Consider the following 13,358-nt stretch of genomic DNA (forward strand, 5'->3'; position numbering starts at 1 on the left):
ACCCCGCGCAGCGCGAGCATGACCATCCTCGTTATCGAAGACGACCGCAAGACCGGCGACTACCTGAAAAAAGGGCTCATCGAGTCCGGTTATCAGGTCGAGCTCGTGCGCAACGGCACGGACGGGCTGCATCAGGCGCTCGCGAACCCGTACGAGCTGATCGTGCTCGACGTGATGCTGCCCGGCATCGACGGCTGGCAGGTCATGGCCGCGTTGCGTGCGAAACGTGACCTGCCTGTCATTTTTCTGACTGCGCGCGATCACGTGACGGACCGCATCCACGGACTCGAACTCGGCGCGGACGACTACCTCGTCAAGCCGTTCTCCTTCACGGAACTGGTGCTGCGCATCCGCACGCTGCTGCGGCGAGGCGTGATGCGCGAGTCGGATACCTTCCAGATCGCGGACCTGCACGTGGATGTCCTGCGCCGCAAGGTGACGCGCCAGGGCGCCGACATCGCGCTGACCAACAAGGAATTCGCGCTGCTGCATCTGTTCTGCAAGCATCAGGGCGAAGCGCTCTCGCGCACGCTGATCGCCTCCGAAGTGTGGGACATGAACTTCGACAGCGACACCAACGTGGTCGATGTCGCCATCAAGCGCCTGCGCGCGAAGCTCGATAACCCGTTCGAGCTCAAGCTGATCCACACGGTGCGCAGCATCGGTTATTCGTTCGGGGAGAATCCTTGAAGCGGCAGTCGCGCTCACTCGCGGTACGCATCGCGCTGTCGTTCGTCGTGATCGTGTGCATCGTGCTGGCCATGGTCTCGGCGGCGCTCTATCACGCGACGAACCAGGCGCTCTCCACGCGCGCGGATTATCAGTTGATCGGGCGGGTCGAGCATTTCCGCTCGCTGCTGCACGATCTCTATACGATCAAGGAAATCGAGGCTCGGCCACGGCTCTTCGAAACCATGCTGGGCGACCGGCAGGACGTGATCCTGTTCAGGCGCGCGGGATCGGCGCCGTTCATCAACGTCAATCCGGAACAGATGTCCTTGCCGCCTCTGCACGTCGTGCCGGTGACAAGGCCTATCGGCCTGGACGATCTTTACGAAGGAACCCGCGCCGACGGCGTGCGCATGCGCTGGGTCGGCGCGCAGGCGCGCATCGGCGATAACGGCGAAGTCGTGGAGATCATCGCGGCGCACGTGATGACGCAGGAAGCGCGCGTGCTGTCGGTCTATCTGGAGCGTGTTTGGCTCAACGTGATCGGCGCGGCGCTCGTCACGATGCTGCTCGCCTGGTGGGTCACGAGTCGCGGTCTCCAACCGCTCAAGCTGATGGCGGACAAGGCCGCGGAAATCGCGCCGGACCGGCTGTCCGCGCGGCTCGACGTGGCGCATGCGCCCGCCGAGTTGCAGAGTCTCGCCGCGTCGTTCAACGCCATGCTGGATAGACTCGAACATGGTTATGAGCGCCTGCTGCAGTTCTCCGCCGATCTCGCGCACGAACTGCGCACGCCTATCGGCGTGCTGATCGGCGAGACGCAGGTCACGCTCGCGCACGAGCGCAACGTTGCCGAATATCGCAACGTGCTCGAATCGAATCTCGAAGAACTCGAACGGCTCGCGCGTATCGCGCAGAACATCCTGTTCCTTGCGCAGGCGGATCATGGAGAACAACGCATCGAGCGCGAGCGGCTAGACATTCACGACGAGCTCGACACGATCTGCACCTACTTCGAAGGCATTGCGGACGAGCGGCGTATTCGCTTCGATATCGACGCGAGCGGCGAAATGGTTGCGAACGCAATCATGTGCCGCCGGGCGGTGGGCAATGTGGTCGTGAATGCGGTGCGCTACGCGACGGCGGGTTCCGTCGTGCGTCTGCATGGACACGCGGACGCGGCCGGCGCGGTGCTGAAAGTGCGCAATCAGGTGGATGGCGATATCGGCCCGGAAGAACTCGGCAAGCTGTTCGACCGGTTCTATCGCGGGGATGCGGCGCGCAGCGAGTTCACGGAATCGAGCGGGCTGGGGCTCTCGATCGTGCAGGCGATCATGCGGCTGCACGGCGGCAGCGCGTCCGTCGAATCCCCCGGCGACGGGTGGATCGAGTTCACGCTGCGCTTTCCGTCGGCCAACTAGAAGCGCCTGTCACACCGGCACGGCCAGCGCCTGGCGCTTCGCCAGCAAGCCGTGGATCTGCGAAACGACCGCCGCGCCTTCTCCCACCGCCGCCGCGACGCGCTTGGTGGAACTGGACCGCACGTCGCCGATGGCAAACACGCCCGGCACGCTCGTCTCCAGCGCCATCACGCCCTCGGTGCGGCCTTCATGCGCTTCCGGCCCGGTCAGCACGAAACCCTTGCCATCGACGTTCACATTGCAGTTGCGCAGCCAGTCCGTGTTGGGATCCGCGCCGGTGAACAGGAAGAGATGCCGCGAGTCGAGCGTGAGCGGGCCGTCCGGCGTCTTGCAATGGATCGCGTTCAACGCGCGGCCATCGCCCTCGAGCGACGTGATCTGCGTATGCGTACGCACCGTCACGTTCGGCAGCGAGCGGATGCGCTCCACCAGATAGTGCGACATGCTCGCCGCCAGCCCCGCGCCGCGAATCAGCACGTGCACGTGCTTCGCGTGCGTTGCCAGGTACACCACGGCCTGTCCCGCCGAATTGCCGCCGCCGACCAGCACCACCTCCGAGTTCTTGCACAGCTTCGCCTCGACCGGCGACGCCCAGTAATACGTGCCATGCCCTTCGTAGCGTTCGAGCCCGTCGATATCGGGCCGCCGATACGCCGCGCCCGACGCAATCACCACCGTCTGCGACGTGACGCGCGTGCCGTTCTCCAGTTCGATCTGGATCGGCGCGCAATCGCAGTGCAGCGACTTGATCTTCGTCGGGATCGCAATGTGGGCGCCGAACTTCTGCGCCTGCACGAAGGCACGCCCGGCCAGCGCCTGGCCGGAGATGCCGGTGGGAAAGCCGAGATAGTTCTCGATGCGCGAACTCGCGCCCGCCTGGCCGCCCGGCGCGCGGCAATCGAATACCGCCACCGACAAGCCCTCGGACGCCGCATACACCGCCGTCGCCAGGCCCGCCGGTCCCGCGCCGACGATCGCCACATCGTAGACATGCGCCGAATCGAATTCCGGCAGCCAGCCGAGTTGCGTCGCCACCTGGTTCTCGCTGGGCGCGCGCAGCACGGTGCCGTCCGGACAGATCACGAGCGGGAAATCCGCCGTGGAGGCCGAGATGCGTTCCAGCAAGGCGATCGCGTCCGGATCGGCGCAGGCGTCGATCACCGTATGCGGATAACCGTTGCGGCGCAGGAAGCCCTGCAGGGACACGAGGCGCCCGTCGTCGGACTGGCCCAGCAGCACCGGACCGCTGCCCTTCTCGATCAAGCCCACGCGGCGCAGGATCAGCGCCCGCATGATGCGCTCGCCGAGTTCCGCCTCCGCCACCAGCAGCGCCCGCAGCCGCTCCGGCGCAATCACGATGCCCTCGACATCCTCGGCCGCCATGCCGTCGACGAGACAGGGCTTGCCCGACAGTTGCGCCACTTCGGCCAGGAAGTGCCCCGGCCCGTGCTCGACCACCAGATGCTCCTTGCCGAGCGCATTGCGCCGCGTCACCCGCACGAGCCCCTTCAGCACGATCACCATGCCGCGCCCGGTCTCGCCCATGCGGAACATCCAGTCGCCCTGACGCCACCGCGACGTCTCGCCGAAGCGGCTCATGCGCTCGATCTCGCCGTCGGTCAGACGCGGGAACATCTGATGCGCGCGGCTTTCGAGCGGCGAGAACGGCGCGTTGTCGTCGCTGACGGACGGCGCGGCGGCGGGCGTCGGCACGACATTCGGGTTCTCGGGCGATTCGCGCGCGCTCCAGGCGACGACGTTCGGCATGCTCTGACGGGAATGGTCGAACGGGGTGGTGCTCATGCGCGATCTCCGTGTGGCAAACCAGCTTCATGAAGGGATGAGGCGCTAGATGGTGTCGCCGCCGATGCCGCCGACGTCACCGACCATGGGCACATCGCGGCCATCTCCGCGACTTCTTCCGGCGTCGTCGCGACGAGCTCGCCGAATTCGGTCAGCGTCGCGACTTCGAAACCGGCGAGGCGCCATGCATCGAGACCGCCGGTGAGCGGCACGACGTCGCGGAAACCGGCGTTGCGCATCGTCTTCGCCATCCATGCCGCCGAGACTTCGTTGGGACACGAGCAGTAGATGACGACCTTGCGCGACTTGTCGTAGTTCTCGATGATCGTCGCGAGATCGCGCTCGTCGGCGAACAGCGAACCGGGAATCGCGGCGGGATCGAGCATGCGTTTCTCGGGCGAGCGGATGTCGAAGATCACCGGCAGCGGCTGGTCGTTCATCAGCGCATAGAGTTCGTCGACGCTGATGCGCGCCTTCTCGAGCGTCGCCATGAGCGCGCGGCGCCGCCACCAGCGATAGGCGACGTAGACGGCCAGCAACACCGCGACCACCATCACCGCCTGGCGCCCGAGCTGCGAGATCAGCGCGAAGACCATTTCGAGCTGCGCGGCAAAGACGACGCCGACCGTCAGTCCGACCATGCCCCACAAGGCCACGCCCGCGCCGTCATGCACGATGAAACTGCGCAGCTTGACGCCCATGGCGCCGGCGAGCGGCACCGACACCAGCGAGAGGCCCGGAATGAATTTCGCGACCAGCAGGACGCGGACGCCCCAGCGGCCGAAGAAGCGTTCGGTCTTCTTCACGCAGGTATCGCGCGAGAGGGACAGCTTGCAGATGGTCTTGAGGGTCTTGTCGCCGTACTTGCGCCCGCCCTGGAACCAGACGAGATCGCCGATCACGCCGCCGGCCACGGCCACGCACAGTACGCCCGCGAGCGGCGGCCAGAACGCGCCGCCGTTTACCGCCATGAGCGCAATGGACGCGCCGACGATGATCATGGTCGGCATCGCGGGGACGGGCAGCCCAAGCGCCGAGCCCATTACGTTGAGAAACACGATCGCCGGGCCGAATCGATCGACGAGATGATGCAACGACATGGAAGACTCCCGCGCGGGAAGGATGCGTAATCACCGGGCGACGAGACGGCGCGGCTCGGGCGCAATCCAGCCGCAGAGGAGCCGCAAAACAAGCGCAGGAAGCATGAAAACGACGGAGAAACGAGCGTGCGGACGCTCGTGATTCAACGCGGTGCATGCAGCGCCGGGCCGACGTTCGTCACATATAAGCGAACAGTGTAGCCCGGAAATGCGAGCGAAAGCATGACGGCTGTCGCGCTGCCCCCGAACGCCGGGGCAGCGCAAGAAGACGCGGCGCGGGATCAGGAATCCGCGATATGGGCGCGGATCACGTCGGCGAAGGCGGCGTCCCCTTCGAGCCCCAGCGCTTCGGCGCGCGCGGTGTCCCATGCACCCGGCCAGCTGTACACGATCTTCTCGATGCGCTCGTCGCGCTGGAAGTCGATGCGCGCCGCCGCGTCCTCGCCGGCCACTTCGCGCAGCGCCGCAATCATCTCGTCCACGCTGACCGAAAGCCCCGGCAGATTGATCACCGGCCGGTCGCCGAGCCTGTCGCGCCCGATCTCGCAGCCCGCAATCAGCGCTTCCACCGCGCGCTGCGGCGACAGCAGCCAGACACGCGTATCGCCGCTGACGGGACACGCCGAGCGTTCGCCGTTAAGCGGCTCGCGAATGATGCCGCTCGCGAAGGACGAAGCCGCCGCATTCGGCTTGCCCGGGCGCACGCTGATGGTCGGCAGCCGCAGCACCCGGCCATCCACGAAGCCACGCCGGGTGTAGTCGCACAGCAGCAATTCGGCAATCGCCTTTTGCGTTCCATATGACGATTGAGGATTGAGCGCGGTGTCGTCCTGAACGATGTCGGGCAATGTGCCGCCGTAGACCGCCACCGAACTCGTGAACACGACGCGCGGCCGGTGCCCCGCCGCGCGGCACACTTCGAGCAGGGCGCGCGAGGCGTCGAGGTTGATCTTCATGCCGAGGTCGAAGTCCGCCTCGGCCTGGCCGCTGACGATGGCCGCGAGATGGAATACGGCTTCCGTCTGCGGGTCGAGATGGCGCCGCAGCACCGCCGGATCCGAGATGTCGCCGGTTTCGGCGCGCACGCGCGGGTCGTTCAGCAGGCGCTCGTCGTGCGGCCGCGCGATATCGAGCAACACCAGTTCGGTGACCGGCTGGCCGTCGAGCGTGCCGCGTTCGAGCAGACGCCTGGCGAGCCGCTGGCCCAGAAAGCCCGCGCCGCCTGTGATCAGGATCTTCATGAGCGTCGTCTCCTCACAGATAGGGCTTGAGCCAGCCGAGGCCGGCGGACGTGCCGCCCTTCGGCTTGTACTCGCAGCCGATGAAGCCCGCGTAGCCGAGCGTGTCGATCAGCTCGAACAGATACGGATAGTTGAGTTCGCCCAGGTCCGGCTCGTGACGCTCCGGGACGCCCGCGATCTGGATATGCCCGATGCCCGCGTTTGCGCGCTGCATGTCGCGCTTGAGCTTGATCGCGATGTCGCCTTCGACAATCTGGCAGTGATAGATGTCGAACTGCACCTGCACATTCGGCGCGCCGATTTCCTCGCAGATGGCCTGCGCGTCGTCCTGACGATTCAGGAAGAAGCCGGGAATGTCGCGCGTGTTGATGGGTTCGATCACGATACCGATGCCCGCCTTGCGCGCTTCCTCGGCCGCATGGGCCAGATTGGCCAGATAGACCGCGCGATGCCGTTCGCGCGATTCCTCAGGCTTGATGAGGCCGGCCATCACGTGCAGTTTCTCGTTGCCGAGCACCGCCGCGTATTCCAGTCCCTTCGCGACGCTTTGCCGGAACTCCGCCTCGCGTCCCGGCAGCGAGGCGATGCCGCGCTCGCCCGCGGCCCAGTCGCCGGGCGGCGCGTTGAACAGCGCCTGCGTGAGACCGTGGTCGGTCAGGCGTTGCCGGATGTCCTCGGCCGGATAGTCGTACGGAAACAGGAACTCGACCGCCTTGAAGCCATCCTTCGCGGCGGCGGCAAAGCGGTCGAGGAACGCGTGTTCCGTGTACATCATCGTGAGATTCGCGGCAAAACGTGGCATGGGTTCGTGTCTCCGTTGCGAAGGTGCGAAGGTGCGAAGTTGCGAAGTTGCGAAGTTGCGAAAGGGTCGTGAGGTCGTGAGGTCGCGCGGTTCGTCGATGGGCGCTTCAGCTAGCGGCCTGCGACGCGGCGACGTCGATAGCTACAGTTCCGAAGTGCTCTCCCCTTCTTCAGAAAATCTCATCACAGCGCCCGCAGCGCTTTCTCGAAGAAATCGGCGGTGCCGAAATTGCCGGATTTGAGCGCGAGGCCGAGCGCATCGTCGCCTTGCGTGCCGATGGACTGCGTCGCCGGCACGCCCGGATCGATCTGCGGGCCGATCCGCAGGCTGCGCACGTCCAGCGCCTGCACGACCGCGCCGGAAGTCTCGCCGCCCGCGACGACGAACTTGCGCACGCCTTCATCCCGCAAGCGCCGCGCGATCCCGGCGAGCGCCGCTTCCACCAGTTGCCCCGCCTGCTCGACGCCCAGCTGGCTCTGCACCGCCTTGACTTCGTCGGGCGACGAGGTTGCGTAGATCAGCACGGTTTCGTTCTTGCCGAAGTGCTCGCGCGCGAACGCGACCGCCTGATCGACCACCGGCTCGCCGCGCGCGAGCGCCAGCGGATCCACGCGAAAGCTCGGCCTCGACGCGCGCCACGCCGCCACCTGCGCGTTCGTCGCTTTTGATGCGCTGCCCGCCAGCACGACCGCCTTGCCTTCAATCGACGGCAGCGCCGCCGCCTGTTCCGCATGCGCGAGCCGGTTTGCCGCGCCGAAGTTGCGCGGCAAGCCCAGCGCGACGCCGGAGCCGCCGGTGATCAGCGCGAGATCGCGGCATGCTTCGCCGAGCGTGTAGAGATCGGCGTCGGAGACGGCATCGGCGATCGCCAGGCGCACGCCTTCCTGGCGCAGTCCGGCGATGCGCGCGCGCACCGCGTCCGCGCCTTGCGCGATCGTGTCGTAGCGCAGCAGCCCGACTTTCGATTGCGTCTGCCGCTGCAGGACGCGCACGAGATTCGGATCGGTCATCGGCGTGAGCGGATGATGCTCCATGCCCGATTCGCTCAGCAGCACGTCGCCGACGAACAGATGGCCGCGAAACAGCGTCCGGCCGTTCTCCGGGAACGCCGGGCAGGCAATCGTGAAATCGTCGCCGAGCGCATCGAGCAGCGCATCCGCGACGGGGCCGATGTTGCCGCGGTCGGTGGAATCGAAGGTCGAGCAATATTTGAAGAAGAACTGCGTGCAGCCTTGCGCGCGCAGCCAGGCGAGCGCGTCGAGCGACTGGCGCACGGCCTCCTTTGCGTCGATGGTGCGCGACTTGAGCGCAACCACCAGCGCATCCGCCTGGATGCGCGCGCCCGCCTCCGGAACGCCGATGGTCTGCACCGTACGCATGCCGCCGCGCACCAGCATGTTGGCGAGATCGGTGGCGCCGGTGAAATCGTCGGCGATGCAGCCGAGCAGCGCTTGCGGCGCTTGCGCTTCTTGCATGGTGCCCGTCATGCCTTTGCTCCCTTCGGCACCTCGATGCCCGGAAAGATCTTGATGACCGCGGAATCGTCCTCGCCGCCATGGCCGGCGGTGGACGCCATCATGAACATCTGGTGCGCCGCCGCCGACAGCGGCAGCGGAAACTTCGAGCTGCGCGCGGTATCCAGTACGAGGCCGAGATCCTTGACGAAGATATCGACGGCGGACAGCGGCGTGTAGTCGCCAGTGAGAATGTGCGGCACGCGGTTCTCGAACATCCACGAGTTGCCCGCGCTGTGCGTGATGACTTCATAGAGCGCATCGGGATCGACGCCTTCCCGCAAGCCCAGCGCCATCGCCTCGGCCGCCGCCGCGATATGCACGCCCGCCAGCAGCTGATTGATGATCTTGACCTTCGATCCCGCGCCGTGCGCTTCGCCCAGCCGATACACCTGCCCGGCGATCGCCCCGAGCACGTCCTCGCAGGCGGCATAGGCCGCAGCGGGGCCGGACGTCATCATCGTCATCGCGCCAGAGTTGGCCTTCGCCGCGCCGCCAGACAGCGGCGCATCCAGCATCTGCACGCCCCGCGCCTCGCAGCGCGCGCCGAGATCAGCGGCGAATTGCGGCGACACCGTCGCGCACGCGAGCACCACGCCGCCCGCCTTCATCGCGGGCACGGCGCCGGTTTCGCCGAACAGCACGGCGTCGGTCTGCGCCGCGTTGACGACGACCGTCAGCACCACGTCGCATTGCGCGCCGAGTTCGGCCGGCGATGCACAGGCCACGCCGCCTTCCGCCGCGAACGCGTCCAGCACGGGCTGGCGCACATCGCACGCGTGCACGGCGAAGCCCGCGCGCAACAGCGAACGGGCGACGCCCATGCCCATCGCGCCCAGCCCGATAACGCCCACGTTTCTCGTCATGTCTTCCTCTTCGGTCGGATAGGGATTCAGTAGATGCCCGCTTCCGCCAGACGGCGCGCGGCGTTGATGAGATGCGTCTGCGCGGCGCGGCGTGCGGCATCGGCATCGCGCGCGCGGATGGCCTCGACGATCGCCGCATGTTCCTCGCGCACCTGCCGCATGAAGTCCTCGCGCAGCGCTTCGTTGCCGCGCGTGACGAGCGTGCCCGCTTCCAGATACTGATTCAGGAAGGTGAGCGTTTTCAGGAAATACGGATTACCGCTGGCGGTCGCGATCTCGCGATGGAACGCGACGTCTTCCGCGACGCCGTCGCGCGCCTCGCGCACGGCCACGTCGATCTGCGCGAGCGCCCGGTCGATCGCTGCCATGTGTGCGGCGCTGCGGCGGAACGCGGCTTCGCTGGCCACTTCGGCCTCGATGGCGCGGCGCAGCGCGAGGATCTGCACGACGGCGCCCGGCTCGACCGCCTGCGCGTAATCGATGCGCAGCGGCCGGATGCCCGCCCGCTCGACGATGAACACGCCGCTACCCTGGCGCGGCTCCACCATGCCTTCGTTCTTGAGCCGGGAGATGGCCTCGCGGATGACCGTGCGGCTAACGCCGAATTGCTGCGCGAGCATGGCCTCGCTCGGCAGCTTGCCGGTGCCGGCGAAGCTGCCTTTCTCGATCTGCTTCTGCAGTTGCTGCGCGACAGTGTCGGACAGCGCACGCGGCGGGATCTTCTCGAACATGCGATGACGACGCCCTCGGTCCTGTCAGGTTGTCGGGTTATCATACAACTTTGTTCGACATAGCAGGACTGAGCGAAAACCCTTGGTTTGCTGGATGAGGTCTTCGTTTATCGGGGAAAAAACTCTGGTACGCCTGACCCGCCACGCGCGATAACTCGCGCTGCGGGGTGGCCCTAAGCCACAAAACAAAAAGACATGCCGGCGTCTCAAGTCAAGCCTGACGGAGGTTTCGACCTGCGGTCCGCGATTGAGATAGTGCAAAGCGATTAGCGCGATCGGCTCGCCGGCTTCGGAATCCAATGACAAAGCGCAATGCCGTCGCGGCATTGCGCATCGCGGCGTTATTGCGCGGACGGTGCCTCGATCTGCGCGATCGCGTCGCTGATCTGGGCGACATCGCCCGGCCTCACGAGCCGCGCGACTTCCTTGCCATCGCGCAAAAAGACGAGCGTCGGCCAGAGCTTCACGCGAAACGAGCGTCCGAGCGGCCGGCCGCTGCCGTCCTCGATCTTCATGTGCCGCACTGCGCCATGCCCCTGGAACGCCTGCGCGATCAGCGGCTGCGCCGCGCGGCAATGGCCGCACCAGTCCGTGCCGAACTCCACGACCAGCGGGCCGCGCGTGGTGTCGAGTTCCGCGCGTTCCGGCGCGGTCTTCACGTATTCGAGGGTCGTCGTCATGGCGCTCGTCCTTGTGTCCTGGTTGTGAGTTTTTCAGCAGGAAGCCTGCCCGCCGCAAATACGCGTCATTGCCCGAATCCCGTCAGGCCGATCAGCGCGCCGGCCGCCAGCAGCCACAGCGGATGCAGCTTCGTTCGATACGACAGCAGCGCGACGGCGCCGGTGATCGCCGTCAGCATCGCGGTTTCGTCGGAGGCTTCGGCGATCAGCAGCGCACTCGCCGCCACGAGTCCTGCCGTGATCGGCACGAGCCCGAGCTGCACGGTGCGCCGCCACGGACGCGTCTTGAAGCGTTCCCACGCGTGGAGCGCGGCCATCGTCACCAGCGACGACGGCCCGAATTTCGCAATCGACGTGACCAGCACGCCCGGCCAGCCGGCCACATGCCAGCCGATCAGCGTGACGACCATCATGTTCGGGCCCGGCGCCGCCTGCGCAAGCGCGAACAACGCCGAGAAATCGGCCTTCGACATCCATTCGTGCACCTGCACGACCTGACGCTGCATCTCCGGCAGGATGGAATTGCCGCCGCCGAACGCCAGCAGCGAGAGCTGGCTGAAGATGGCCGCGAGCGAAACCAGGTCGTGATTCATCGGCCCACCTTCCACGCGACCAGGACCGAGATCGGCGTGAAGACGAGCATGGTCGGCAGGAGCGGCGTGCGCAGGAACGCGATCGCCGCGAACATGAGCAGCGCGACGGCCGCCGCCTCGGGCTTGCGCCGCAGCGGCCAGAGGAGCTTCACCGCCATCGCGATCAGCAAGCCCGCCGCGGCTGCCGCGAGTCCGGCGAACAAATGCGCGATGCGCGGGTCCTGATGCGTGCGCTGATAGATCACGCCGAGTCCGATCACGATCAGCGAAGGCCCGACCAGCAGCCCGAGCAGGCCCGCGAGCGCGCCGGGCACGCCGCGAAAGCGCATGCCGATCGCCACCGACAGATTGATCACGTTGCCGCCCGGCAGGAACTGGCAGAGGCCGAGGAGATCGGTGAACTCATCGGCATCGAGCCATTTGCGGCGCTCGACGATTTCACGCCGCGCCAGCGGCAGCGCCCCGCCGAACGCGGTCAGTCCGAGCGTGAGAAAGCCCGTGAAGAGTTCCGCGATGCCGGGACGCGGCGCGTGTTGCTCAGTCATGCGCTTGCGGTGCGCGTCCGGCGCGCTTCGTAGGCTTTCAGATGCGCGTACGCCACTTCCAGCATCGATGCGCCCTCCACCTTCGAGCGCCGCCGCGCGATCAGATCGCCGACGATGTGATCCGCCTCGATCGGCGCGCCGTTCTCGAGGTCGCGCAGCATCGACGCGGTCAGCAGCGAGCCGCGTTGCCCGAAGCTCGCGCGCGCCCGCTCGATGACCGCTTCCGGCGGCGGATGATCGTTGTCCGCCGCGACGCCCTGGCACTCCATGAAGAGCCGCCTGAGCACGTCTTCGCCGCCGGGCGCATCGAGAATGTCGCCGATCGGCGCACGCATCAGGCACGTGCCGGTCGCGAGCGTGGCGAGGAACACCCATTTGTCCCACATCGATTGCAGGATGTCCTCGCTCACGTTCAGTTCGAATCCGGCGCCATCGAGCTGGGCGGCGACCGCCTCGATGCGCGCGGAACGCCCGCCCGCGCGCTCGCCGACCGTCATCGAATGCATGTTGTTCAAATGGACGATCTCGCCTTCGGCATCGAGCGTCGCGGCAATCACGCACTGGCCGCCGAGCACGTTGGCCGCGCCGAAGCGCGCGTCGAGCGCGTCGAGATGCGCCATGCCGTTGAGCAGCGGCAGGATCACCGTGTCCGGACCGACAGCCGGCGCGAACGAATCGATCGCGTTTTGCAGGTCGTAAGCCTTGCAGCTCAGCAGGACCAGGTCGAACGGATGGTCAAGGTCTTTTGCGAGGGTCATCGGCGGACAGGCGAACGTGAGATCGCCCTCCGGACTCTTCACCTTCAGGCCGCATTGCCGCAGGCGTTCGGCGCGGCGCTCGCGCACGAGAAACGTCACGTCGCGGCCCGCTTCCAGCAGCCGCGCCCCGAAATAACCGCCGATCGCCCCCGCACCCACCACCAGAATCCGCATGTCCCGCTCCTTGTCATTGAGTCCGTTTCAAGCCTGCCAGACGCCATAACCCGCTTCCCGCAAACCGATGCCCAGTTCCACTTCCATGTCGCGCGCGCCGTCGTAGGGCATTGGGTTGTACATCTCGTACAGTTGCGGCAGGAGCCGCAGACCATAGTCGCGCACGAAGCGGTTCGACTGGATGCCCGCCTTGTGCTTGTCGAAACGCACGTCCGGATCGATGCCCGTCATGCCCACATAGACGAACGGCTTGCCGACGACATACTCCGGATTGGCGCGGCGAAAGCGCGCTTCGTTCCAGACCTGGTCGGACAATTCGACGACGTAGACCGAGTAATGATGGCGTCGCGCGCGCCGTGCGGGCGGCATGTTCCGGGCGCCTTCGCGGCGTGTTCGTTGCGGGCTGACATTCTAAGACGGGGCGGCATCCGGCGCTCGTCCGGACAGCGCGCTCCCTGCCG

At 66.6% G+C, this 13,358-nt stretch carries 14 protein-coding genes; 2 read left to right on the top strand and 12 right to left on the bottom strand.

The annotated features are described in order from the left end of the window. The first annotated feature begins 18 nt into the window (after positions 1-18). Both QCE64_RS33985 and QCE64_RS33990 read left to right on the top strand, forming a co-directional pair. The gene (locus QCE64_RS33985) at positions 19-690 is read left to right on the top strand and encodes a heavy metal response regulator transcription factor (RefSeq protein WP_309818807.1); all 672 of its coding nucleotides are present in this window, start codon (positions 19-21) and stop codon (positions 688-690) included. Then, entirely contained in the window at positions 687-2,090 is a 1,404-nt protein-coding gene (locus QCE64_RS33990; RefSeq protein WP_310008506.1) for a heavy metal sensor histidine kinase, read from the top strand. The genes QCE64_RS33985 and QCE64_RS33990 overlap by 4 nt, the downstream gene beginning before the upstream one ends. A 9-nt stretch (positions 2,091-2,099) precedes the next feature. Here QCE64_RS33990 and QCE64_RS33995 read toward each other — a convergent pair whose 3' ends face one another. From QCE64_RS33995 to QCE64_RS34050, 12 genes are all read right to left on the bottom strand, one after another. Further along, positions 2,100-3,893: an FAD-dependent oxidoreductase gene (locus tag QCE64_RS33995; RefSeq protein WP_310008508.1), complete on the bottom strand. Its 1,794-nt coding sequence runs from the start codon at positions 3,891-3,893 to the stop codon at positions 2,100-2,102. Continuing rightward, positions 3,890-4,993: a DedA family protein/thiosulfate sulfurtransferase GlpE gene (locus tag QCE64_RS34000; protein ID WP_310008510.1), complete on the bottom strand. Its 1,104-nt coding sequence runs from the start codon at positions 4,991-4,993 to the stop codon at positions 3,890-3,892. Before QCE64_RS34000 ends, QCE64_RS33995 begins: the two co-directional genes overlap by 4 nt. 281 nt (positions 4,994-5,274) lie before the next feature. Then, positions 5,275-6,234: a D-erythronate dehydrogenase gene (gene denD / locus QCE64_RS34005; protein ID WP_309927313.1), complete on the bottom strand. Its 960-nt coding sequence runs from the start codon at positions 6,232-6,234 to the stop codon at positions 5,275-5,277. Between the two features lie 13 nt (positions 6,235-6,247). Further along, positions 6,248-7,036: a 2-oxo-tetronate isomerase gene (otnI, locus tag QCE64_RS34010; RefSeq protein ID WP_310008512.1), complete on the bottom strand. Its 789-nt coding sequence runs from the start codon at positions 7,034-7,036 to the stop codon at positions 6,248-6,250. A gap of 182 nt (positions 7,037-7,218) precedes the next feature. Then, on the bottom strand, positions 7,219-8,523 hold the full coding sequence (gene otnK, locus QCE64_RS34015; RefSeq protein ID WP_310008514.1) for a 3-oxo-tetronate kinase: 1,305 nt from the start codon (positions 8,521-8,523) through the stop codon (positions 7,219-7,221). After that, positions 8,520-9,416, bottom strand: coding sequence for an L-threonate dehydrogenase (gene ltnD, locus QCE64_RS34020; protein WP_310008516.1), 897 nt, complete (start codon positions 9,414-9,416; stop codon positions 8,520-8,522). Before ltnD ends, otnK begins: the two co-directional genes overlap by 4 nt. 26 nt (positions 9,417-9,442) lie before the next feature. Beyond that, on the bottom strand, positions 9,443-10,147 hold the full coding sequence (locus tag QCE64_RS34025; RefSeq protein WP_310008518.1) for a FadR/GntR family transcriptional regulator: 705 nt from the start codon (positions 10,145-10,147) through the stop codon (positions 9,443-9,445). A 341-nt stretch (positions 10,148-10,488) separates the two neighbouring features. Beyond that, positions 10,489-10,827, bottom strand: a complete 339-nt coding sequence (locus QCE64_RS34030; protein ID WP_310008520.1) for a thioredoxin family protein — start codon at positions 10,825-10,827, stop codon at positions 10,489-10,491. A gap of 65 nt (positions 10,828-10,892) precedes the next feature. Next, positions 10,893-11,420 carry a chromate transporter gene (locus tag QCE64_RS34035; RefSeq protein ID WP_310008522.1) on the bottom strand — a complete coding sequence of 176 codons (528 nt, stop codon included), beginning with the start codon at positions 11,418-11,420 and terminating at the stop codon, positions 10,893-10,895. Continuing rightward, a complete protein-coding gene (locus tag QCE64_RS34040) occupies positions 11,417-11,965 on the bottom strand; it encodes a chromate transporter (protein ID WP_309927330.1) in 549 nt (182 codons plus the stop codon). The genes QCE64_RS34035 and QCE64_RS34040 overlap by 4 nt, the downstream gene beginning before the upstream one ends. Further along, positions 11,962-12,897, bottom strand: a complete 936-nt coding sequence (panE, locus tag QCE64_RS34045) for a 2-dehydropantoate 2-reductase (RefSeq protein ID WP_309927331.1) — start codon at positions 12,895-12,897, stop codon at positions 11,962-11,964. Before panE ends, QCE64_RS34040 begins: the two co-directional genes overlap by 4 nt. A 27-nt stretch (positions 12,898-12,924) precedes the next feature. Continuing rightward, positions 12,925-13,266, bottom strand: coding sequence for a hypothetical protein (locus QCE64_RS34050; protein ID WP_309927332.1), 342 nt, complete (start codon positions 13,264-13,266; stop codon positions 12,925-12,927). Positions 13,267-13,358: the final 92 nt, after the last annotated feature.

It is taken from the genome of Caballeronia sp. LZ043, from assembly GCF_031451075.1.
In the GTDB taxonomy this organism is placed as follows: domain Bacteria; phylum Pseudomonadota; class Gammaproteobacteria; order Burkholderiales; family Burkholderiaceae; genus Caballeronia.